The organism is Pseudomonas sp. LA5, assembly GCF_028640825.1.
Taxonomy (GTDB): domain Bacteria; phylum Pseudomonadota; class Gammaproteobacteria; order Pseudomonadales; family Pseudomonadaceae; genus Chryseomonas; species Chryseomonas aestiva.
The window spans coordinates 174,478-195,930 of record NZ_JAQYZY010000018.1 but is presented as its reverse complement, the minus strand read 5'-3'; the positions used below and the strand labels follow the sequence as shown (position 1 = coordinate 195,930).

Sequence of the window (21,453 nt, the reverse complement as noted above, 5' to 3'; positions counted from 1 at the left end):
CCTCTTCAGTTCCAGCTCATCTCGCCAACCTCGCTGCGCTGCCTCATGCCAGACGCAGGTTTGGCCCTGTTGCCAACGGACCTCCACGTGTCGCCTTCCTCTAGCAGAGTCTGGCCTGCGCTCTCGGTGGTCGCCCTCGCGACCCTGCTGGCCGGCTGTATCGGTACCGGTCACAACGCGCCCCAGGCGCAGCGCCTCGACGACCAGGCGCTGGCCACCGACGGAGCCATCCAGGCCGCCGCCAGCCAGGCCGCCTGGCCCGAGCGCCAGTGGTGGCGCGCCTATGGCGATCCCCAGCTGGATGCCTGGATCAGCGGCGCCCTGGCGGACAACCCGCGCCTGGCCACGGCTGCCGCCCGGGTGCGCCGCGCCGAGTCCCTGGCCGGCCTGGCCGAATCCCGTGAAGCCCTGCAGGTCGAGGGCAAGGGCGCCTTCAAGCGCTACAGCTGGCCCACCGACGGCTTCTATGGCCCGGGCGAGCTGGCCGATCGCACCACCTGGAACAACAATGCCGAACTGGGTCTGAGCTATGCCCTGGACTTCTGGGGCCGCGAACGCGACGCCAGCGCCCAGGCCCTGGACCAGGCCCACCAGGCCGCCGCCGAGGTGCGCGCGGCCGAGCTGGAGCTGACCGGCAACATCGTCCGCAGCTATATCGGCTTCGCCCTGCACCACGACCAGCGCGACATCCTCGCCGCCACCCTGGAGCAGCAGCGGCACCTGGCCGACCTCGCCCAGCGCCAGCTGGACGGCGGCCTCGGCACCCAGTTCGAGGTCAGCCAGGCGCGCGCCCTGCTGCCCGAGACCGAACGCCAGCTGGAAGCCCTGGACGAGACCCTGGCGCTGGATCGCAACCAGCTCGCCGCCCTGGCCGGCAAGGGCCCGGGTGCCGGCGCCCGCCTGCAACGCCCGCGCCTGACCCTGGGCGCGGCACCGCGCCTGCCCAGCGCCCTGCCGCTGGAACTGGTCGGCAAGCGCCCCGACGTGGTGGCGCGTCGCTGGCAGATCGCCGCGGCGGCGAAGGGCGTGGACGTCGCCCGCGCCAGCTTCTATCCCAACATCGACCTGGTGGCCAACGTCGGCCAGTTCCTGACCCTGGGTCGCCTCAGCGAGATGCTGACCCACGCCAAGACCGGCTCCTTCATAGGTCCCGCCTTTTCCTTGCCGATCTATGACGGTGGCGCCCTGCGCGGCCGCCTCGGCGCGGAGTCGGCGGCCTACGACGTGGCCGTCAGCGCCTACAACCAGACCCTCGTCGACGCCCTCAAGGACATCTCCGACGCCCTGATCAAGGCCGATTCGGCAGCCCGGCAGGCCACCCTCGCCGACCAGGCCAGCCAGGAGGCCCAGCGCACCTACGACATCGCCCGCGAGGCCTTTCGCCGCGGCCTGACCGACTACCTGCACGTGCTCGACGCCCAGACCCGGCTGTTCGCCCAGCAACGCGTCACCGCCCAGGTGCACGCCCTGCGCCTGGCGGCCCAGGCCGCGGCCCTGGTCGCCCTCGGTGGCGGCGCGGACCTCGAACGCGGCCCGGGCGACCACGACCTGGTGCCGGCGCGCGTCGCCGTCGAGCGAGCCCCCCGATGACTGCCGGCACCGCCACCGGTGCGCCGCTGCGCCAGGCCCTCGGCGCCTGGGCCCGCAGCGATGGCAGCCTCTGGCTGTACCAGGCCAAGGTGCTGCTCGCCGCCAGCCTGACCCTGTGGCTGGCCATGCGCCTGCAACTGCCGCATCCCAGCTCGGCGGTGATCACCGTGTTCATCGTCATGCAGCCGCAGAGTGGCCAGGTGCTGGCCAAGAGCTTCTATCGGGTGATGGGCACCCTGCTGGGACTGGCGGTGATGCTGATGCTGATCGCCCTGTTCGCCCAGGAACGGGTGCCCTTCCTGATCTTCCTGGCGCTGTGGATCGGCCTCTGCGTGGCCGGCTCGGCGCGCTACCGGGACTTTCGCAGCTATGCCTGCATGCTGGCCGGCTACACCGCCGCGCTGATCGGCATCCCTGCCGCGCTCAATGCCGACACCGCCTTCATGTCGGCGGTGATGCGGGTGCTGGCCATCACCCTGGGCGTGCTCTGCAGCGGCGCGGTGAGCGCGGCGGTCTTTCCGCAGACCAGCGCCACGGCCATGCGCGCGACTCTCTATCGGCGCATGGGCGGCTTCGCCGGACTGGCCGCCGACGTCCTGCGCGGTCGTCTCGACCGTGCCTCCCTGGAGGCTGCCGGAGTACGCCTGGCCGCCGAGGCGGTGGGGCTGGAAAGCCTGCGCAGCGCCTCGGCCTTCGAAGACCCGCACATGCGCATGCGCAGCGGGCGCCTGGCCCGGCTGAACGCCGAATTCATGGGCCTGACTACCCGCCTGCATGCCCTCAGCCGCCTGCTGATGCGCCTGCGCGAGCGCAATGCCCAGTTGCCGCTGGCAGCCCTTGAACGCCTCTGGGCGCCGCTGCTGGAGGTGTTCGAGGAATGGCGTGGCCAGGCCCTTACCGAACGCGCGGCCCTGGTGGCGGCGGCGCGTCTGGAGCAGCTGCACCAGGGTCTGCGGCCGCGCATTCGCGCCCTGCGTGCCGAGTTGCCGTCCCTGAGCGAAGCTGACCGGCGGGACTTCGAGACCGCCGTGGAGCTGCTCTTTCGCTTCACTGGCGAATGGCACGGCTATCTGCAGACCCATGCCTCCCTGGCGGCGCCACGCCACAGTCGCGAACAGTGGAAGCCGCGCTTCGTGGCCAAGGCCAATGCCCTGGGCGCGGCGGTCACCGGCCTCCGCAGCGCCTTTCTGGTGCTGGTGCTGGGCGCCTTCTGGATCGCCAGCGCCTATCCCAGCGGCGGCATGCTGGCGCTCAACGCCGCGGCCGTCTCGGCGCTGGCCTCGGCCTCGCCCGATCCCAAGCGCACCGCCCTGCAGATGGCGGTCGGCGCCAGTGGCGGCGTGGTGCTGGGCTTCTTCCTGACCTTCTTCGTCTTTCCCTGGATCAGCGGCCTGCCGCTGCTGCTGCTGACCCTGGCGCCGGTGTTCATGCTGGGCACCTGGATTTCCCTGCGCCCGGGCTGGATGGGCTATGGCCTGGGTTGCCTGGTGTTCTTCTGCTTCACCTCGATTCCCGACAATCCGCCGGTCTACGACGCCTACGTCTTCATCAACAACGGCATCGCCGTGGTCCTGTCGATGGTGATCACCGCGGCGGTCTCGGCGGTGCTGCTGCCACCCAACAGCCCCTGGCTGTGGCGCCGCCTGGAGCGTGACCTGCGCCAGCAGCTGGTGCGGGCGGTGAGCGCGCCGTTGCCGCACCTGGCGCCGACCTTCGAAGGCCAGACCCGCGACCTGCTCAACCAGGCCTATGGCGTCAGCGCCGGACGCGGTGAAGCGCAGCGGCGCCTGATCGGCTGGGCCTTCGTGGTGCTGGAGATCGGTCATGCGGTGATCGAACTGCGCCAGTTGCAGGCCCGCCTGCCCGCGACCCCGCGCTATGCCGAGGGCAGCGCCTGGCGCCAGGCCATCCGCGTGCTCGGGCGCGCCCTGGTGCGCCTCTTCCTCAAGCCCGGCGCGGAACATCTGCGGCGGGCGCTGGTGGCAGTGGACGCGGCCCTGCTTGCCGTGGCAACCGTGACCGAACCGCCGGAACTGCCCTATGACGAGTCGCCCCTGCGCCAGGTGCAGAGCGACCTGCATTTCATCCGCAGTGCCCTGCTCGATCCCCAGGGGCCCCTGGCCCGCTATCACGAGATTCCCCATGCCCCGTGAAATCGCCTTCCACGGCCTCTACCTGCCCACCGTGACGGTGCTGTTCCTGGTCGCCGCCCTGCTCGCCTGGGCGCTGGACCGGGTGCTTGCCGCGGTCGGCCTCTACCACGTCGTCTGGCATCCGGCGCTGCTGCGCCTGGCCCTGTTCATCTGCCTCTACTGCGCCCTGGCGCTGTGCGTCTATCGCTAGGACTCCTGCCATGATCCTCAAGAAACTCTTCGGCGTGCTCTTTACCCTGCTGGTGGTCTGCCTGGCGCTGATCCTCGGGCGGCTGCTCTGGGTGCACTACATGAACGATCCCTGGACCCGCGATGGCCGGGTGCGCGCGGAGGTCATCACCATCGCGCCCGACGTGGCGGGTCTGGTGACCGAGATCGCCGTGCGCGACAACCAGTGGGTCAACAAGGGCGACCTGCTGCTGCAGATCGATCCGGAGCACTACGAGATCGCCGTGCATCAGGCCGAGGCCACGGTCGCCGCGCGCAAGGCCACCCTGGCCATGCGCCAGCAGAACGCCCGCCGCCGTGCCGACATCGACAGCCTGGTGGTTTCTCGCGAGAACCGCGAAGACGCCAGCAGCGCCGCCCTGGCCGCCGAGGCGGATCTGCGCCAGGCCCAGGCCCAGCTGGAATCGGCGCGCCTCAATCTCAAGCGCACCCGGGTACTGGCGCCGGTCGACGGCTACGTCACCAACCTTTCGGTGTTCAAGGGCGATTACGCCGCCGCCGGCGCAGCCAAACTGGCCGTCATCGACGCCCATTCGTTCTGGGTCTATGGCTACTTCGAAGAAACCAAGCTGCCCCACGTGCAGGTGGGAGCGGCAGCCGAGATGCGCCTGATGAGCGGCCAGACGCTGCGCGGACATGTGGAAAGCATCGCCCGCGGCATCTATGACCGGGACAATCCCCAGAGTCGTGAACTCACCGCCGACGTGAATCCCACCTTCAACTGGGTTCGCCTGGCCCAGCGGGTACCGGTGCGCATCGCCCTGGATCCGCTGCCCGAGGGGCTGCTGCTGGCGGCTGGCACCACCTGCACCGTGGTACTGGAAGACGTTCGCGGCGAACGCTCCTGGTGGGACGCCTTCTGGCAGGGCTGAGCTCGCCCCGGACACCCGCCTTTTCACTGCGCCAAAACGACAACACCCCTGACACCGGCAGGTTTCGCTTGAGACGAAACCGGTCGAATTCAGGGGTGTGGTCGTATCCAGCCCAGTCCGCCGCGAGTGCGAAAGTACTCCCTGTACTCTTGGAACCCTCCCTTACTGCAGAGCGTCCCGACCTTGTGGCCCTTGCGTCTCGGATCAGGAGACGACTTCGAGGTTGTCCATTGAATCGGCTTAAAGCTGCAATTCAATGACAGCGCCTCGGCTACCGGTCGTCACGACCGGCAGCCTGTCTCTCATGAGGCTGGCGTCAGGGACGACGACGGCCCATGAAGAACGACACCACGAACAGCACCAGGAACAGCACGAACAGGATCTTGGCGATACTGGTGGCAGTACCGGCGATGCCACCGAAACCCAGGACGCCTGCGATGATCGCGATGATCAGGAAAGTGATAGCCCAGCTCAGCATGGTGTTTCTCCTATGTATTACAAGTGCACTCAGCGGACGACAGCACCTGTCCAGCGAGCAGTGGTTTTATTAGCGAAATCCTGGGTATCCAGACTCGCCATCCGTGGTTCCACAGCGGTCAGATCGAGATCCAGACCGTTGAGGTTGTGCGTCTGATTGAGCGCACGACCCATTATCAAAGCGCTGAGCAACATCCCGATCACAACCGCCGCTGCAGCGAACAACACAATCACCAGCAGCATCCACATCATGGTCATGACCTCAGAATACCCAGCGGGTCTGCTTTACCAGACGGTCACCGTTGGACTGTGCCGGGATGGCTTTGAGTTCCCCACGACCTTGACTTGCCAGCGGCTTGGCTGCGGGCACCATGGCCTGGGCAGCAATGCGGGTAGAGGCGATGAGGGCCTGTTCGCGGCTGACGTCCTGGCCCTGAGGGGCAGCGACGGCGGCGCTGGCGAAGCAAGCGAAGAGCGCAGTACCTACCAAGTGCTTGCGAAGGGTCTGGCTGATCATCGGGTCTCTCCTGCAGTCCGTTGGCCCTAAGGCCGGCTTGCCAAGGAGATTGCAGACTACGTGCCAGCTTTTCGAAAATATTTTTTATCTTATAAATCAAAAACTTACAGTTTTCACTGGTAGCCGCCACACATGCACCTTGCAAGGTGCAACGCCAGAAGCATTGCGTTTTGCATGATGGCCAGGGGTTGCTTGGATGGCCCCGGTCCGGTCGGCTGCCAGGCGCAACGGCAAATGACCGGATAAAAGTCTTCCCGGGCACCAGGAAAACCGTCTTTTCCCCGTTTTCGCCCCTCCGGGTTGCGATCTGCACGATGCTCGCAGAGGGACGGTCGATAGCCCGATGATCCTGCGGATTGCAACTTGCACGATGTATCATGGACTAACTGCCAGCCCTGTCCTTTAGCGCGTTTCGGCCCTTTGGCCTGGAGTTTTGCCGTCATGGAACAAACCAGCGGTCGCATCCTGCTCGTGGACGACGAAGCCGCCATCCTGCGTACCTTCCGCTTCTGTCTGGAAGACGCCGGCTACAGCGTCGCCACGGCCAACAGCGCGGCCCAGGCCGAAGCCCTGCTGCTACGTCAGGTCTACGACCTCTGCTTTCTCGATCTGCGCCTGGGCGCGGACAACGGTCTGGACGTCCTGCAGCAGATGCGCATCCAGGCACCCTGGATGCGGGTGGTGATCGTTACCGCCCACTCGGCCATCGACACCGCGGTGGACGCCATGCAGGCCGGCGCCGCCGACTATCTGGTGAAACCCTGCAGTCCCGACCAGTTGCGCATGGCCGCGGCCAAGCAGCTGGAGTTCCGCCAGCTCTCGGCGCGCCTGGAGGCGCTCGAAGGCGAGGTGCGCAAATCCAGCGCCGGTCTCGATTCGCGCAGTCCGACGATGATGAGCATCCTGGAGACCGCCCGGCAGGTCGCCACCACCGATGCCAACGTGCTGATCCTCGGCGAGTCCGGTTCCGGCAAGGGCGAACTGGCCCGCGCCATCCACGCCTGGAGTCGCCGCGCGAAAAAGACCTTCGTCACCATCAACTGCCCCTCGCTGTCCGCCGATCTGATGGAAAGCGAGATGTTCGGCCATACCCGCGGCGCCTTTACCGGGGCCAGCGAGAGCACCCTCGGTCGCGTCAGCCAGGCCGACGGCGGCACCCTCTTCCTCGACGAGATCGGCGACTTCCCCCTGGCCCTGCAGCCCAAGCTGCTGCGCTTCATCCAGGACAAGGAATACGAACGCGTCGGCGATCCGGTGACCCGCCGCGCCGACGTGCGCATCCTCGCCGCCACCAACCGCAACCTGGAACAGATGGTGGCGGAAAACGAATTCCGCGAAGACCTGCTCTATCGCCTCAACGTCATCGTGCTCAACCTGCCGCCGCTGCGCGAGCGCAAGGAAGACATCGTCGATCTCGCCGAGCGTTTCCTCGCCCGCTTCGTCAAGGACTACAACAGACCCGCCCACGGCTTCAGCGAGGCGGCCCTGGACGCCCTGCGCAACTACGGCTGGCCGGGCAACGTCCGCGAGCTGCGCAACGTCATCGAACGCGCGAGCATCATCTGCGGCCAGGACCTGGTGGACGTCAATCACCTGGGCCTGGGTGACAGCCCGGCCACCGGCGGCGCCGCCAGCGCACCGCGGGTCGGCGAGGCGCTGAGCCTGGAGGCCTTGGAGCGCGCTCACATCGCCGCGGTGATGGCCACCAGCGAAACCCTCGACCAGGCTGCCAAGACCCTGGGCATCGACGCCTCCACGCTCTATCGAAAACGCAAGCAGTACGGGCTATGAAGCTGCCGATCAAGTTGCACACCCGCCTCTTTCTCAGCATCTCCGCCCTGATCGCCGTAGCCCTCATCGGGCTGCTGGTCGGCCTGGTCAGCGTGCTGCACCTGGCCCGCGAGCAGAGCGTCCAGACCCGCAGCAACCTGGACTTCATCAACCTGACGCTGAACATGCGCCAGGAGCTGAGCAACAGCCTGTTCCAGATGCTCGACGGGGCACCCGATCCGCAGTCACTGGTGGCGGCCCAGCAGCGTTTCCAGGAGTACCTGCAACGGGTCGAGGGCCAGATGCGCAATCCCGAGCAGCTGGCCATCCTGGAAGACGTCAAGCAGCGCTACCAGCGCTTCGCCGACTACCTGCGCTCACCGCCGGCGGGCTATGGCGAGTTGCGCGCCGATCGCGGCTTCCAGCAAACCCTCAATGCGCTGCGCACGCGCATCTACGACCTGCAGCGCAGCTACGTGGTGACCCTGGAGCGCATGCAGGACGAGGCCCATGACCGCGCGGTGATCATCGCCCTGCTGCTGGCGCTGATCGGCGTGGCCATCCTGGTCACCGGGGTGGTGACCGCCAACGGCATCGCCCGGCGCTTCACCGGACCCATCGATGGCCTGGCCAAGGCCGCCGAGCGCATCAGCCAGGGCAACTTCGACGTCCAGCTGCCGACCTCGCAGATCGCCGAATTCACCCTGCTCAGCCGCCGCTTCGGCAACATGGCCCAGGCCCTGCACCGCCTCAGCCAGACCAATGTCGAGGCGCTGGTGGCCGGGCAGCGGCGCCTGCAGGCGGTGCTCGACAGCATCGACTACGGCCTGGTGATCCTCGATCCCCAGGGCAACATCGAACACGCCAATCCGGTGGCCTGCCGCCAGCTGGGCTGGAACGAGAATCACCTGGGTGAATCCCTGATCGCGGCGCTGGAACGTCCGGAAATCGAGGCCAGCGTGCAGCGCGTCCTGGCCGGCGGTGCCCTGGATGCGGCGCCCGAAGACCTGGAGATCCGCGTCGACGACGAGGTGCGGCTGCTGGCCTGGAGTCTGACCCCGGTCAACCACGCCGACGGCCGCAGCGTGGGCGCGCTGATGGTGCTGCGCGATGTCACCGAGCAGCGCGCCTTCGATCGGGTGCGCAACGAATTCGTCCTGCGCGCCTCCCACGAATTGCGCACCCCGGTCACCGGCATGCACATGGCCTTCGGTCTGTTGCGCGAACGCCTCAAGGTGGCGCCGGAATCCCGCGAGGCCTTTCTGCTGCAGACGGTGGACGAGGAAACCCATCGCCTGGTGCAGCTGATCAACGACCTGCTGGACTATTCCCGTCACCAGAGCGGTCTGCAGCGTCCGGAAAAATTGCCGAGCGAGATTGGCGATCTGCTGGAGGCGGCCCGTGCCCGCCACGCCGACGAGGCCCACGAGCGCGATGTCGAGCTGGCCGTCGAGTTGCTGCACACGCCGCTGCCACGCGTCAGCCTGGACCCCAAGCAACTGGGCCGGGTGTTCGACAACCTGCTGAGCAATGCCCTGCGCCATACCCCGGCGGGCGGCCGTATCGTCATCCAGGCCATGCGCCAGAACGAGCAGCTGCTGATGGCGGTGCAGGACAATGGCGAGGGCATCGCCTACGCCCAGCAGGGCCGGGTGTTCGAGCCCTTCGTACAGATCGGCAGCCAGAAGGGCGGCGCCGGCCTGGGCCTGGCCCTGTGCAAGGAAATCATCCGCCAGCACGGGGGGCGCATCGGCGTCGTCTCCCGCCCCGGTCAGGGCACCCAGATCTTCATGACCCTGCCGACCTGAGCCAGGTCGGCCTCCGCCCACGAGTAGGGTCGCGCCAGTCGGCCCGATCCTGCCAGGACGGATGAAAACGAACGCCCGCTCGGACAGCCCCCTGTCCCTCGGGGAGAGGGTTGGGGTGAGGGCAACAGCCCATCACGACGTCACAGTGGAAAAGGCTGCGCCGTTTTCCACGCTACGGAGCCCAGTGGAATCGCGGCCATGGGCCGCTCCTACAGGTACGTATGCCATTGTAGGAGCGGCCCATGGCCGCGATCAGCAGAACATCAGAACATCAGAATCCTGCCGGATCGGTCGCATCGGCGCACCGCCATGGCCGCGATGAAGACCGTTGCCCTTCTCGTTTACCGCAGCGTCCGCTCCAGCGCCTGGCGCCAGCCGGCATAGAGTTCGGGCACGGCATTGGCGCGGGGTTCGTAACGGCGGCGGGGCCGTTCGAGATCGGCCAGGGCCGCGGCGTCCTGCCACCAGCCCAGGGCGTGGCCGGCCAGGTGGGCGGCGCCCAGCGCCGAGACCTCCGGCGACAGGCTGCAGATCACCGGGCGCTGCAGGAGATCGGCCTGGAATTGCAGCAGCCATTCGTTGCGCGTGGCGCCGCCATCCACCCAGAGTTCGTCCAGGGGCGTCGGACTGTCCTGCTGCATGGCGTCGAAGACGTCGCGAATCTGGTAGGCGATGGCTTCCAGGGCCGCGCGCATCAGGTGCGCCCGCCCGCAATTCTCCGCCAGGCCGCAGAACAGTCCGCGCGCCTCGGCCCGCCAGTGCGGCGCACCGAGGCCACCCAACGCCGGGACGAAGTAGACGCCGCCGTTGTCCGGCAGCGCCGCGGCTTCGGCGGCCAGGGCCTCCAGCTCTCCGGCGCCGCCCAGCAGCCGCGCCGTCCAGCCCACGGCGGCGCCGGTGTGGACGATGTTGCCTTCCAGGGCAAAGGTCGGGGTCTCGCCCAGGCGCCAGGCCAGGGTGGTGGCCAGGCCATGGGCGGAGACCACGGGTTCGGCGATGGGGGTCATCAGCGAGGAGCCGGTACCCAGGGTGGCCTTGACCTTGCCCGGGACGAAACCGCCCTGGCCGAACAGCGCCGCATGGGAATCGCCGATCATCGCCAGGATCGGCAGACCGGCCGGCAGCGGGCCCTGGGCACGGGTCTCGCCGAAGCAGCCGGCACTGGAGCGGATCTCCGGCAGCGCCGCCCGGGGAATGCCGAACAGACCCAGCAGTTGCGGATCCCAGTCACCATCGCGCAGGTCGAGCAACTGGGTACGGGCCGCATTGGCCGCGTCGATGAGAAAGCTCGTGCCACCGCTGAGTTGCCAAAGCAGCCAGCTGTCCACGGTGCCCAGGCAGATCTCGCCGGCGGCGGCGCGGGCCGTGCCGTCGGGAATCTGATCGAGCAGCCAGCGCCACTTGCCGGCGGAAAACATCGGGTCCAGCGCCAGGCCACTGCGCTGCAGGATCAACTCGCCGTGACCGGCGGCGTGCAAGGCTTCGCACTGCGGCTGGGATCTCTTGCACTGCCAGCTCACCAGCGGGCCGAGCAACTGGCCGCTGCTGCGCTCCCAGGCCAGGGCGGATTCACGCTGGTTGCTGATGGCGATGGCCGCCAGGGGGGCGTCCGTCTGGGCCAGGCAATCGCCGATGGCGCCCTGCAGGGCCTGCCAGATGGCCAGGGGATCCTGCTCGGCATAGCCCGCCTGCGGATGCTGGACGGTGAGCGGCCGAGAACCGCGGGCCACGACCCGACCGGCGCGATCCACCAGGATCGCCTTGGCATTGGTGGTGCCCTCGTCGAGGGCGAGGATCAGCGGTTCGGCGGCCATGGCAGCTCCTGTTGTTCTTGTCGTGGCAGACGCCTGAGCCTCAGCGCAGGCGCTGCACCGCAGCAACGATGCCGGCGGCATCGATACCATGCTTGGCGCGGGTCGGCCCGCGGCCACCGGCGGCAGCATACTCGCCATCGGCGATGCCAAGGCGGATCAGCGGCACGCCCAGCGCGGCTTCGGCCATGACCTCGGCGACCAGGCTGCCCACCCCGCCGTTGACGTTGTGCTCTTCCACCGTGACCACCCCGCCGCGAGCGGCGCAAAGGGCTTCCAGCAGCGCCTCGCGCTGCAGCGGACGGATTGACGACAGATTGATCACCTGGGCGCTGATGCCCTGCTCGGCCAGCGACCGCGCGGCCTCCACCGCCTCGTGGACCACCGAGCCCAGGGCCACCAGGCTGACGTCGTGACCCTGGCGCAGCACATCGACCTGACCGGGGACGAAACGGTAGTCGGACCCATGCAGATCGGGCAGCGCCTTGCCGTCCAGGCGGATATAGACCGGACCGTCATGGGCCAGGGCGTGCTCGACGATCTGCCGGCACTCGCGGCCATCGGCCGGCGCATAGATCTCCACGTTACCGAAGCCGCGCATCACGGCGATGTCGTCGAGGCTGTGGTGGGTACTGGCCAGGGGACCATAGCTGGCCCCGGCGTTGAGCCCGAACATCTTGACGTTGGACCTGTTGTAGCAGACGTCCACCTTGACCTGTTCGTTGGCGCGGGAGATCAGAAAGGGCGCGGCGTTGCAGGTCACCGCCACCTTGCCGGCGAGGCCCAGGCCGGCGGCCACCCCGACCAGGGTCTGTTCGGCGATGCCGACGTTGACCAGGCGCTCCGGGAAGCGTTTGACGAAGGGGCCGATCTTGGCCGTGGAGGTGGAGTCGCTGACCACCGGCACCAGGTCGACGCCGGCGTCCACCGCGGCGATGAAGGCCTCGACCATGACGCTGGCGAGATGGGCTTCACCCGGGGTCTGGGTATCAGTGGCCATGGTCGAGTTCCTCCAGTGCAGCGGCGATCTCGTCGCCCTTGGGCACCCGGTGGTGCCATTCAGGTTTGCCTTCGATGAAGGAAACCCCCTTGCCTTTGACGGTATTGGCGATCAGCACCTGGGGCTGGCCGCGGTGTTCGCGCAGGGCTTCCAGGGTCTCCACCAGCTGGGCCACGTCGTTGCCATCGCACTCGACCACATGGAAGCCGAAGGCGCGCCACTTCTCGGCCAGGGGCTCCAGCGGCAGGATCTCGGCGGTGGGACCGGCCAGTTGCAGGCGGTTGTGGTCGACGATCACCGTGAGGTTGTCCAGCCGGTACTTGGCGGCGGTCAGCGCCGACTCCCAGTTGGAGCCCTCGCCCAGTTCGCCGTCACCGGTCAGCACATAGACGCGGCGCGGACTGCCATCGCGTTGGGCGGCCAGGGCGATCCCGGTGGCGACCGGCAGGCCGTGGCCGAGGGCGCCGGTGTTGAGCTCGATGCCAGGGGTCTTCTGCCGCACCGGATGACCCGGCAGGTGGGAGTCGAAATGCTGGTAGGTGTCGAGCCATTCCGGCGGAAAGTAGCCGGCCTCGGCCAGGCAGCAGTAGAGGCCGCCGACGCCATGGCCCTTGCTCTGGATGTAGATGTCGCGCTGGGGATCGGCGAGGCGTTCCGGGGCGACATCGAGCAGGCGGAAATAGAGGGTGGCGAGGATGTCGGTCTCCGACAGATCCGCCCCGGTATGGCCGCCGGCAGGCGAGCCGGCATTGAGCTGGATGACGCGCCGGCGGATCAGCCGGGCCTTTTCGCGAATCTGCGCGACGTCGTACTGGAACGGATTCATCAGGCGACCCCCTCGGGTATCCGAAGCTGCGATGGAGCAGACGCCTGCCGAGGTTTCAGTGGGCGTCTTATGAATATTTATTCGTCACTGAAAATATATTTACCATTTAGACCCCAATCCGCAGGGCCGTCAATAGCCAGGAAAGGCCATTGGCGATCTGGCGAGCGGATAGAATGCGGGGCGGGATGCGGGATTGCCGAAGCCATCGCGTTCGGCATGCAGCGATGAAAAGGCGCTTGACTTCCATTCGGAACAGGCGGAGTCTGAATTAAAAATCAGGCACGCATAAATATTCAGGCGAGCCGGACACAAGAACAATAACCCCTAGGAGAAGTGCGTGGACGCCAAAGCCCCGACCGCCTCGCCACCCGCCAAGCCCCTCGCTCGCCTGGCACTGCGCCTGCCGCGCAACGTCGGCGGCCCGCTGATCGGGCTGGCGCTGCTGATCGCCGTGTTCTCCTTTGCCTCGGAGTACTTCTTCTCCGTGCGCAACGCCCTCAACATCCTCGACCAGGTGACCGTGCTCGGCATCCTGGCCATCGGCATGACCCTGGTCATCGTCATCGGCGGCATCGACCTGTCGGTGGGTTCGGTGCTGGCCTTCTCCATGATGCTGCTGGGCTGGCTCTACCAGGACATCGGCTGGTCGCTGGGCCTGGCGATTCCCGCCGCCATCCTCGGTGGCCTGGTCTGCGGACTGGTCTCGGGGCTGCTCATCGCCAGGGCCCGGCTGCCGGCGTTCATCGCCACCCTGACCATGATGTCGGTGGCCCGCGGCCTGGCCAACATCCTCACCGACGGTCGCCAGATCGTCGGCTTCCCGGACTGGTTCACCAACCTGGCCACGGTGCGGCACTTCGGCTTCCTCTCGGTCACCGTCGGACTGTTCCTGCTGATGCTGCTGGTGGCCTGGGTGTTCCTGCGCTTTCGCGCCGGTGGTCGCAACCTCTATGCCATGGGCGGCAGCGCCGAGGTGGCGCGGTTGTCGGGCATCAAGGTGCGCACCATCACCATCTGGATCTATGCCCTGAGCGGCGCCCTGGCGGGCCTGGCCGCGGTGGCCATGGCGGCGCGCCTGGACTCGTCCCAGCCCAGCGCCGGCCTGTCCATGGAGCTGGATGCCATCGCCGCGGTGGTGATCGGCGGCGCCAGTCTCAGCGGCGGCGTCGGCAGCGTCGGTGGCACCCTGGTCGGGGTGCTGATCATCGGCGTGCTGCGCAACGGCCTGAATCTGCTGGGGGTCTCGCCCTTCGTGCAGCAGGTGGTCATCGGCATCGTCATCGCCCTGGCCGTCACCCTGGACACCCTGCGCCGCCGTAACGGGCAGCGCTAGGTCAGATCTGCTTCGTCTCGTCACCGCAGTACAACAATAACAACGGAGTGCCATCCATGCTGACCCCCAAGAAGCTGTTGCTCAGTACCCTGTTCGCCGCCATCACCTGCACCGGCGCCCTCAATGCCCAGGCCAAGGAACTCACCGTGGGCCTGGCCGTGGCCAACCTGCAGGCCGACTTCTTCAATCAGATCAAGCAGGCCGTCGAGGCCGAAGGCAAGGCCAAGGGCATCAAGGTGATCACCGTGGACGCCCAAGGCAACTCGGCGACCCAGGTCAACCAGATCCAGGACCTGATCACCCGCCAGGTCGACGCCCTGATCTACATCCCGGCCGGCGCCACCGCTGCCGGTGTCCCGGTCAAGGCGGCCAAGGCCGCCGGCATCCCGGTGGTGGCGGTGGACCGCAACGCCCCCGACGCCCCGGGTGACACCTTCATCGCCAGCGACAGCGTCGCCGCCGCCCGCACCCTGGCCGAATACGTCGGCAAGGTCACCAACGGCAAGGGCCGCGTCGCCATCCTCCAGGGCCAGATCGGCACCACGCCGGAAAACGATCGCGCCAAGGGCTTTGCCGAAGGCCTGGCCAAGTTTCCCGAGCTGAAGGTGGTCGCCCAGCAGCCCGCCGAGTGGGCCCAGGACAAGGGCTTCGCCGTGGCCCAGGACATGCTCCAGCGCGATCCCAACATCAGCGTATTCTTCGGCCGGGCCGACGCCATGGCCCTGGGTGCCGCCCAGGCGGTCAAGGTCGCCAACCTCGACCATCCGGTGACCATCGTCGGCTTCGACGGCGACGTGGCCGGCCTCAAGGCCGTGGCCGCCGGCACCCTGTCCGCCACCATGACCCAGCAGACCCGCAAGATGGGACGCATGGCCCTGGAATCGGCGGTGGCGCTCAAGGAAGGCAAGCAGGTACCCAAGGAGCAGCTGCAGGAGGCGATCCTGACCACCAAGGATAATGTCGCCCCCTTCATCGAGAACCATCCGTAACGGATCGTCTGGCCAGCGGCGGGTAACGGCCGCCGCCTCCCGCCCCTTATCCAGGTGCCTCCCGAGGGAGGCACAGCTTCTGCTCCCCCTTCGGAGGCCCCATGTCCGCCGTCATGCCCCTGGAACAGCCCGCCGCTCTCAGCCTGAGAAACATCGGCAAGAAATACGCCGGCATCGAGGTGCTGGCCGGGGTGGACGTCGACATCCAGCCGGGTGAGGTCCTGGCCCTGCTCGGCGAGAACGGCGCCGGCAAGTCCACGCTGTCGTCGATCATCGCCGGCCTGGTACCCCCCGAGGCCGGTGGGCGCATGACCTGGCTGGGTCGCGACTACGTCCCGGATTCCCCCGGCGCCGCGCTGGCCGCCGGCATCGGCCTGATCCACCAGGAGATCCGCCTGCTGCCGGAGCTGACCATCGCCGAAAACATGTTCGTCGGCCGCCTGCCCATGCGCGGCGGGCGGATCGATCGCGCCTTCATGGCAACCGAGGCCCAGCGCCAGCTGGATCGCCTGGGCCTGAAGGTACCCGCCACACGCACCGTGGCCGGCCTCAGCGTGGCTGCCCAGCAACTGGTGGAGATCGCCAAGGCGCTGACCCTCAAGGCACGCCTGCTGATCCTCGACGAGCCCACCGCGGCCCTGGGTGGAGAAGAAACCGAGTTGCTGTTCGCCCAGGTCGAGCGGCTCAAGGCCGAGGGCGTGTCCTTCATCTATATCAGCCATCGCCTGGAAGAGATCGCGCGCATCGCCGACCGGGTGCTGGTCTTGCGCGACGGGCGCCAGATCGCCCTGCACGCCACCGCCCAGGTGCCGGTGCGGCAACTGGTGGAAGAGATGGTCGGGCGCAGCGTGGAACGCATCTTCCCGACCATGGCCGCGCCCGGTACGCAGGAGGTGCTGCGGGTCAAGGATCTCAGCTGCCGCGAGATGCCGCTCAAGCACATCGATTTCGCGGTGCGCGCCGGCGAGGTGTTCGGCGTGGCCGGGGTGGTCGGCGCCGGCCGTACCGAACTGGTCCGCGCCATCGCCGGCGCGGCCGAACAGGTCACCGGCACCCTGGTGCTGGAAGGCCGGACCTGCCGCTTCGCCAGCCCGTGCGAAGCCATCCAGGCCGGCATCGTGCTGGTGCCCGAGGATCGCAAGCAGCAGGGCGTGGTGGTCGACCACGCCATCGAGGAAAACCTCATCTATGGCAACACCGATCTGCTCGCCGCCGGTGGCTGGGTGTCGCCCGGCAAGCTGCGCGCCTTCGCCCGCAAGGCGGTGGCGCGGCTCGGCGTGAAGGGTCAGCCGGAGCAGGCCATCGCCGCCCTCTCGGGTGGCAACCAGCAGAAGGTGATCATCGCCAAGTGGCTGGCGCGCAATCCCAAGGTCTTCATCCTCGACGAGCCCACCCGCGGCATCGACGTCGGCGCCCGCGCCGCCATCTACCAGGTGATCGCCGAACTGGCGGCCACCGGCATGGCGGTGATCGTGGTCAGCTCGGACCTCGACGAGGTCCTCGGCCTGTCGCACCGGGTCATGGTGATGAGCCGTGGCCAGCAGATGGGCATTCTCGAACGCGAACAGGCCACTCCGGTGGCCGTGATGGAATTGGCTACCGCCTGACTAGGAGTTTTCCCATGCGTCTCTTCGATCTCGGCGGCCAGACCGCCTTCGTCACCGGTGCCGGCAGCGGCATCGGCCAGGCCATCGCCATCGGTCTCGCCGAGGCCGGGGCCCAGGTGGCCTGCTTCGACCTGCCCGGCAGTCGCGACCTGGCCGGTACCCTCGAGCGTATCCAGGCCCACGGCCGCCGTGCCCTGGCCCTGGAAGGCTCGGTGACCAGCGCTGCCGATCTCGAGGCCGCCGTGGCCCGTACCGAAGCCGAACTCGGCCCGCTGAGCCTCGCCGTCAACAGCGCCGGCATCGCCAACGCCCAGCCGGCCGAGGAACTGGAACTGGAGCGCTGGCAACGCATGCTCGACATCAACCTCACCGGGGTGATGCTCAGCTGCCAGGCCCAGGCGCGGGTGATGCTGCCGCGCGGCAAGGGAGCCATCGTCAACATCGCCTCCATGTCCGGCAGCATCGTCAACCGCGGCCTGCTGCAGGCCCACTACAACACCTCCAAGGCCGGCGTCATCCACCTGACCAAGAGCCTGGCGATGGAGTGGGCCGAGCGCGGCATCCGGGTCAACTGCATAAGCCCCGGCTACACCGCCACGCCGATGAACACCCGTCCCGAGGTAGCCGACCAGGTCAGGATCTTCGAGCAGACCACCCCGCTGGGCCGCATGGCCGAGGTGGAGGAAATGGTCGGCCCGGCGATATTCCTCTGCAGCCCGGCGGCGTCCTTCTGCACCGGCGTCGATCTGATCGTCGATGGTGGTTTCGTCTGCTGGTAACAACCCGCTGGCGATCACGCGCGCCGGATCGCCAACCGCCCTAGGAGGTTTCACGTGGAACGTCGCTTCGCTGGTCAAACCGTGGTCATCACCGGCGGTTGCCGCGGTATCGGTGAGGGTATCGCCGAGCGCTTCGGTCATGAGGGCGCCAACCTGGTGCTGGTCTCCAACGCCGAGCGGGTGCACGACACCGCCGCGCGGCTGGCCGCCGAGACCGGTGCCGAGGTGCTGCCGCTGGTGGTGGACATCACCGACGAGGCGGCGGTGGCCGACCTCTATGCCCAGGCCGAGGCCCGCTTCGGTCGCATCGACGTCTCGGTGCAGAACGCCGGGATCATCACCATCGACGCCTTCGACCGCATGCCGCGCGAAGACTTCGATCGCATCCTGCAGGTCAACACCACCGGCGTCTGGCTGTGCTGCCGCGAGGCGGCCAGGCGCATGGTCGCGGCCGGGCGTGGCGGACGCCTGATCAACACCAGCTCCGGCCAGGGTCGCCAGGGCTTCATCTACACGCCGCACTATGCGGCGAGCAAGATGGGCGTCATCGGCATCACCCAGAGCCTGGCCCACGAACTGGCGCGCCATGGCATCACGGTCAATGCCTTCTGCCCGGGCATCATCGAAAGCGAGATGTGGGACTACAACGACCGGGTCTGGGGCGAGATCCTTTCCACCCCGGAAAAGCGCTATGGCCAGGGCGAACTGATGACCGAGTGGGTCGGCAACATTCCCATGAAGCGCGCCGGCACCCCCGCCGACGTGGCCGGCCTGGTGGCCTTCCTCGCCTCGGCGGACGCCGCCTACATCACCGGTCAGGCGATCAATGTAGACGGTGGCCTGATCATGTCCTGAGAAGCTGCTCATAGGCGGCTACGCGTCGGCCAAACGGCGTTGAAAGCCCTTCGGAATGTTCATTTACCACTCGTAAACTCCGCTTCCTCAGGGCTTTTCGCCTTGCCTGACGCTAGCTCGCGCGCTGACGAGCAGCCTCGGGCAGGAGCGCCCGGCCGCAAAAGCCTTGGCGTCCGGCGGGAAGCTGGGGGAAAATAGCTGGAAAATGCGCCTTTCTAACAGGTACGTGCCTGCTTTTCGGTGGTTCGTCGCGGCCAGGGACTTCCCGGTCCGGGCTGGCGGCCGCGAGCGCGGCGTATCCGCTGGTACCGGGAATCTGGATGAGTAACCTCGAAGAACAACGCCTGCTGACCAAGATCGCCTCCCTCTACTACGAAGAGGGACTCAAGCAGTCGCAGATCTCCGAACAGCTCGACCTGTCGCAATCCTTCGTCAGCCGCGCCCTGAGCCGAGCGCTCAAGGAAGGCATCGTGCGCATCTCGGTGCAGCGCCCGCGCAACTTCCATCTGGAACTGGAGCGTCAGCTGCAGCAACGCTACGGCATCCGCCAGGCCATCGTGGTGGAACCCACCGGCGACGACGAAGAGGCCATCAAGCAGGCCATCGGCTCGGCGGCCGCCCACTACCTGGAAACCAGCGTCACCGAGAAGGACCACATCGGCATCTCCTCCTGGAGCTCCACCATCCGCGCCATGGTCGGCCACATGCACCGGGGCAGCAGTCGCCAGGGCGCGACCGAGGTGGTGCAGCTGCTCGGCGGGGTCGGCAACAAGGGCGCCTTCGAGGCCACCCTGCTGACCCAGCAACTGGCCAATCTGCTGGGTTGCCCGGCCTATCTGCTGCCGTCCCAGAGCATCGAGCAGTCACCGGAAAGTCGCCAGCGCATCCTGCAGCTGGACGAGGTGCGCGAGGTGACCGAACGCTTCGCCCGGCTCACCGTGGCGCTGGTCGGCATCGGCGAACTGGAGCCGTCGCAGCTGCTGCGCAACAGCGGCAACTACCATGGCGAGGCCATGCTGGAGGTACTCGCCGCCCGCGGCGCGGTGGGCGACATCTGCCTGAGGTACTTCGATGCCCAGGGCCGGCCGGTGCTGGACGACAGCGAAGAGACGGTGGTCGCGGTGGATCTGCCGCAACTGCTGAAGATCGACCGCGTGGTGGGTCTGGCCGGCGGCCTGCGCAAGGTCAACGCCATTCGCGGCGCGCTACAGGGTGGTTATCTGGATGTCTTGGTGGTCGATCTGCGCACCGCTCTGGCGCTGGTTCCCTGATCGACGCAAGCCGCTGCCAGAAACCGGCTCGAAAACGCGATTTCCTGCCAAACCTTACGTTGCACTTGGAAATCTTTGGCAACATTCGGCACAGGCTGATCCGTAAGCTGTAGGACGACTGTTCTCTGGATAGCGTCCCATGACCTCTGCGTCTTCGGCTTCGGCCACTGCCCTGCCCCCCTCCCAGCGCGCCGCCGCCCTGTCGGCGCGTCTCGATCGCCTGCCAGCCACCCGCAGCCTGTGGCGCCTGGTGGCGCTGCTGTCCATCGGCGGCTTCTTCGAACTCTACGACCTGTTCCAGACCGCCTACATCAGCCCCGGTCTGTTGCGCGATGGCGTCTTCCAGACCGGCGCGGCCGGGGTGTTCGGCGTCTCCGACCAGGCCGCCTTCGCCGCGGCCACCTTTCTCGGCCTGTTCGTCGGCGCCAGCCTGCTCAGCCCCATCGCCGACCGCTTCGGCCGCCGGGCGATCTTTACCTGGGCGCTGGTCGGCTACACCCTGGCGACCCTGGCCATGGGCCTGCAGACCACCGCCCTGGGGCTGATCGTCCTGCGCTTCGTGGTGGGTATCGGCCTGGGCCTGGAGCTGGTGACCATCGACGCCTATCTGTCGGAACTGGTGCCCAAGGCCATGCGCACCTCGGCGTTCGCCTTCGCCTTCGCCCTCCAGTTCCTCTCGGTGCCGGCGGTGGCGTTGCTGTCCTGGTGGCTGGTGCCCCAGGCGCCGCTGGGGATCTCCGGCTGGCGCTGGGTGGTGCTGTCCAGTGCCGTCTTCGCCCTGTTCATCTGGTGGCTGCGCCAGCGCCTGCCCGAATCACCGCGCTGGCTGGCCCAGCAGGGCCGGCTGGACGAAGCCGAACAGGGTGTGGAGCGCCTGGAAGCCGCCTGCCAGGCCGACCGCGGCCAGCCGCTGCCGCCGCCGGCGGCAGTGGTGGAAGAACCTGCGGTAAGCGCGCGCTTCGCGGCGTTGTGGCAACCACCCTATCGGCGCCGGGTGATCATGCTGATCGTCTTCAACCTGTTCCAGGCCATCGGCTTCTTCGGCTTCGGCAACTGGCTGCCGGCGCTGCTCTCCGGCCAGGGCGTGAGCCTGACCCACAGCCTGGGCTATGCCTTCGTCATCACCCTCGCCTATCCGCTGGGGCCGCTGCTGTTCGTGCGCATCGCCAATCGCTTCGAGAACAAGTGGCAGATCGTCGGCTCCGCCCTGGGGACGGTGGGCTTCGGCAGCCTGTTCGCCCTGCAGCAGGGCGCCCTCGGTCTGATCCTCTGTGGCATCGGCATCACCTTCTGCAACGCCTGGCTGACCTTCGCCTTCCACTCCTACCAGGCCGAGCTGTTTCCCACCGCCATCCGCGCCCGGGCGGTGGGCTTCTGCTATTCCTTCAGTCGGCTGTCCACGGTGTTCAGCAGCCTGCTGATCGGCACCCTGCTGGAGCGCCTGGGCACTCCGGGCGTGCTCGCCTTCATCGTCGCCAGCATGCTGATCGTGGTGCTGACCATCGGCCTGTTCGGCCCGCGCACCCGCAACCGGGCGCTGGAGGCCATTGCCCGCTGAAGGATTCCG

General features: G+C 67.6%; 19 protein-coding genes. 13 read left to right on the top strand and 6 right to left on the bottom strand.

Annotated features, from left to right (window positions below; genetic code table 11):
* Positions 1-87: 87 nt before the first annotated feature.
* Genes PVZ72_RS01525 through PVZ72_RS01510 form a run of 4 tightly spaced genes read left to right on the top strand, consistent with a single transcriptional unit; the run spans position 88 to position 4,843 of the window.
* Positions 88-1,590 (top strand): efflux transporter outer membrane subunit, encoded by a 1,503-nt coding sequence (locus PVZ72_RS01525; protein WP_263258540.1) that lies wholly within the window; start codon positions 88-90, stop codon positions 1,588-1,590.
* A complete protein-coding gene (locus tag PVZ72_RS01520; RefSeq protein ID WP_273861032.1) occupies positions 1,587-3,743 on the top strand; it encodes an FUSC family protein in 2,157 nt (718 codons plus the stop codon). The genes PVZ72_RS01525 and PVZ72_RS01520 overlap by 4 nt, the downstream gene beginning before the upstream one ends.
* Positions 3,733-3,933 (top strand): DUF1656 domain-containing protein, encoded by a 201-nt coding sequence (locus PVZ72_RS01515; RefSeq protein ID WP_007160208.1) that lies wholly within the window; start codon positions 3,733-3,735, stop codon positions 3,931-3,933. The genes PVZ72_RS01520 and PVZ72_RS01515 overlap by 11 nt, the downstream gene beginning before the upstream one ends.
* 10 nt (positions 3,934-3,943) lie before the next feature.
* Entirely contained in the window at positions 3,944-4,843 is a 900-nt protein-coding gene (locus PVZ72_RS01510; protein WP_273861031.1) for an efflux RND transporter periplasmic adaptor subunit, read from the top strand.
* Positions 4,844-5,159: 316 nt separating this feature from the next.
* Here the strand turns inward: PVZ72_RS01510 and PVZ72_RS01505 are convergent, their stop codons facing one another.
* From PVZ72_RS01505 to PVZ72_RS01495, 3 genes are read right to left on the bottom strand one after another with little or no spacing between them, the layout of a single operon-like run.
* Entirely contained in the window at positions 5,160-5,321 is a 162-nt protein-coding gene (locus tag PVZ72_RS01505) for a DUF1328 domain-containing protein (RefSeq protein ID WP_007160206.1), read from the bottom strand.
* A gap of 29 nt (positions 5,322-5,350) precedes the next feature.
* Positions 5,351-5,572 (bottom strand): hypothetical protein, encoded by a 222-nt coding sequence (locus PVZ72_RS01500; protein ID WP_178083882.1) that lies wholly within the window; start codon positions 5,570-5,572, stop codon positions 5,351-5,353.
* 10 nt (positions 5,573-5,582) lie between these two features.
* Positions 5,583-5,837, bottom strand: a complete 255-nt coding sequence (locus tag PVZ72_RS01495) for a hypothetical protein (protein WP_007160204.1) — start codon at positions 5,835-5,837, stop codon at positions 5,583-5,585.
* A gap of 441 nt (positions 5,838-6,278) precedes the next feature.
* Between PVZ72_RS01495 and algB the strand changes: the two genes are divergently transcribed.
* Complete coding sequence (gene algB, locus PVZ72_RS01490) at positions 6,279-7,628, top strand: sigma-54-dependent response regulator transcription factor AlgB (RefSeq protein WP_187980698.1); 1,350 nt, start codon at positions 6,279-6,281, stop codon at positions 7,626-7,628.
* The gene (locus PVZ72_RS01485; protein ID WP_273861030.1) at positions 7,625-9,415 is read left to right on the top strand and encodes an ATP-binding protein; all 1,791 of its coding nucleotides are present in this window, start codon (positions 7,625-7,627) and stop codon (positions 9,413-9,415) included. The genes algB and PVZ72_RS01485 overlap by 4 nt, the downstream gene beginning before the upstream one ends.
* 341 nt (positions 9,416-9,756) lie before the next feature.
* Here PVZ72_RS01485 and PVZ72_RS01480 read toward each other — a convergent pair whose 3' ends face one another.
* From PVZ72_RS01480 to PVZ72_RS01470, 3 genes are read right to left on the bottom strand one after another with little or no spacing between them, the layout of a single operon-like run.
* Positions 9,757-11,229: an FGGY family carbohydrate kinase gene (locus tag PVZ72_RS01480; RefSeq protein ID WP_273861029.1), complete on the bottom strand. Its 1,473-nt coding sequence runs from the start codon at positions 11,227-11,229 to the stop codon at positions 9,757-9,759.
* Positions 11,230-11,269: 40 nt separating this feature from the next.
* Entirely contained in the window at positions 11,270-12,226 is a 957-nt protein-coding gene (locus PVZ72_RS01475; RefSeq protein ID WP_187980700.1) for a transketolase family protein, read from the bottom strand.
* Positions 12,216-13,052 carry a transketolase gene (locus PVZ72_RS01470; RefSeq protein ID WP_133860280.1) on the bottom strand — a complete coding sequence of 279 codons (837 nt, stop codon included), beginning with the start codon at positions 13,050-13,052 and terminating at the stop codon, positions 12,216-12,218. The genes PVZ72_RS01475 and PVZ72_RS01470 overlap by 11 nt, the downstream gene beginning before the upstream one ends.
* Before the next feature lie 337 nt (positions 13,053-13,389).
* Here PVZ72_RS01470 and PVZ72_RS01465 point away from each other — a divergent pair, with 337 nt between their 5' ends.
* The 7 genes from PVZ72_RS01465 (at position 13,390) to PVZ72_RS01435 (ending at position 21,444) form a co-directional block, all read left to right on the top strand.
* The gene (locus PVZ72_RS01465; RefSeq protein WP_133860279.1) at positions 13,390-14,385 is read left to right on the top strand and encodes an ABC transporter permease; all 996 of its coding nucleotides are present in this window, start codon (positions 13,390-13,392) and stop codon (positions 14,383-14,385) included.
* A 56-nt stretch (positions 14,386-14,441) separates the two neighbouring features.
* Entirely contained in the window at positions 14,442-15,374 is a 933-nt protein-coding gene (locus PVZ72_RS01460) for a sugar ABC transporter substrate-binding protein (protein WP_027597270.1), read from the top strand.
* A gap of 101 nt (positions 15,375-15,475) precedes the next feature.
* Entirely contained in the window at positions 15,476-16,981 is a 1,506-nt protein-coding gene (locus PVZ72_RS01455) for a sugar ABC transporter ATP-binding protein (RefSeq protein WP_273861028.1), read from the top strand.
* A 14-nt stretch (positions 16,982-16,995) separates the two neighbouring features.
* On the top strand, positions 16,996-17,760 hold the full coding sequence (locus PVZ72_RS01450) for an SDR family oxidoreductase (protein ID WP_273861027.1): 765 nt from the start codon (positions 16,996-16,998) through the stop codon (positions 17,758-17,760).
* A gap of 54 nt (positions 17,761-17,814) precedes the next feature.
* A complete protein-coding gene (locus PVZ72_RS01445; RefSeq protein ID WP_273861026.1) occupies positions 17,815-18,615 on the top strand; it encodes an SDR family oxidoreductase in 801 nt (266 codons plus the stop codon).
* 320 nt (positions 18,616-18,935) lie between these two features.
* Positions 18,936-19,886, top strand: a complete 951-nt coding sequence (locus tag PVZ72_RS01440) for a sugar-binding transcriptional regulator (RefSeq protein WP_027600541.1) — start codon at positions 18,936-18,938, stop codon at positions 19,884-19,886.
* Positions 19,887-20,025: 139 nt separating this feature from the next.
* On the top strand, positions 20,026-21,444 hold the full coding sequence (locus PVZ72_RS01435; RefSeq protein WP_187980703.1) for an MFS transporter: 1,419 nt from the start codon (positions 20,026-20,028) through the stop codon (positions 21,442-21,444).
* The last annotated feature ends 9 nt before the right edge of the window (positions 21,445-21,453 follow it).

Excerpts from the sequence above, each read along its gene's own strand:
- PVZ72_RS01440 (WP_027600541.1), top strand. The coding sequence starts at position 18,936 with ATGAGTAACCTCGAAGAACAACGCCTGCTGACCAAGATCGCCTCCCTC.
- PVZ72_RS01495 (WP_007160204.1), bottom strand. The coding sequence starts at position 5,837 with ATGATCAGCCAGACCCTTCGCAAGCACTTGGTAGGTACTGCGCTCTTC.
- PVZ72_RS01450 (WP_273861027.1), top strand. The coding sequence starts at position 16,996 with ATGCGTCTCTTCGATCTCGGCGGCCAGACCGCCTTCGTCACCGGTGCC.
- PVZ72_RS01455 (WP_273861028.1), top strand. The coding sequence starts at position 15,476 with ATGTCCGCCGTCATGCCCCTGGAACAGCCCGCCGCTCTCAGCCTGAGA.
- PVZ72_RS01470 (WP_133860280.1), bottom strand. The coding sequence starts at position 13,052 with ATGAATCCGTTCCAGTACGACGTCGCGCAGATTCGCGAAAAGGCCCGG.
- PVZ72_RS01515 (WP_007160208.1), top strand. The coding sequence starts at position 3,733 with ATGCCCCGTGAAATCGCCTTCCACGGCCTCTACCTGCCCACCGTGACG.
- PVZ72_RS01510 (WP_273861031.1), top strand. The coding sequence starts at position 3,944 with ATGATCCTCAAGAAACTCTTCGGCGTGCTCTTTACCCTGCTGGTGGTC.
- PVZ72_RS01485 (WP_273861030.1), top strand. The coding sequence starts at position 7,625 with ATGAAGCTGCCGATCAAGTTGCACACCCGCCTCTTTCTCAGCATCTCC.
- PVZ72_RS01500 (WP_178083882.1), bottom strand. The coding sequence starts at position 5,572 with ATGATGTGGATGCTGCTGGTGATTGTGTTGTTCGCTGCAGCGGCGGTT.
- PVZ72_RS01505 (WP_007160206.1), bottom strand. The coding sequence starts at position 5,321 with ATGCTGAGCTGGGCTATCACTTTCCTGATCATCGCGATCATCGCAGGC.
- PVZ72_RS01460 (WP_027597270.1), top strand. The coding sequence starts at position 14,442 with ATGCTGACCCCCAAGAAGCTGTTGCTCAGTACCCTGTTCGCCGCCATC.
- PVZ72_RS01435 (WP_187980703.1), top strand. The coding sequence starts at position 20,026 with ATGACCTCTGCGTCTTCGGCTTCGGCCACTGCCCTGCCCCCCTCCCAG.
- PVZ72_RS01520 (WP_273861032.1), top strand. The coding sequence starts at position 1,587 with ATGACTGCCGGCACCGCCACCGGTGCGCCGCTGCGCCAGGCCCTCGGC.
- PVZ72_RS01475 (WP_187980700.1), bottom strand. The coding sequence starts at position 12,226 with ATGGCCACTGATACCCAGACCCCGGGTGAAGCCCATCTCGCCAGCGTC.
- algB (WP_187980698.1), top strand. The coding sequence starts at position 6,279 with ATGGAACAAACCAGCGGTCGCATCCTGCTCGTGGACGACGAAGCCGCC.
- PVZ72_RS01480 (WP_273861029.1), bottom strand. The coding sequence starts at position 11,229 with ATGGCCGCCGAACCGCTGATCCTCGCCCTCGACGAGGGCACCACCAAT.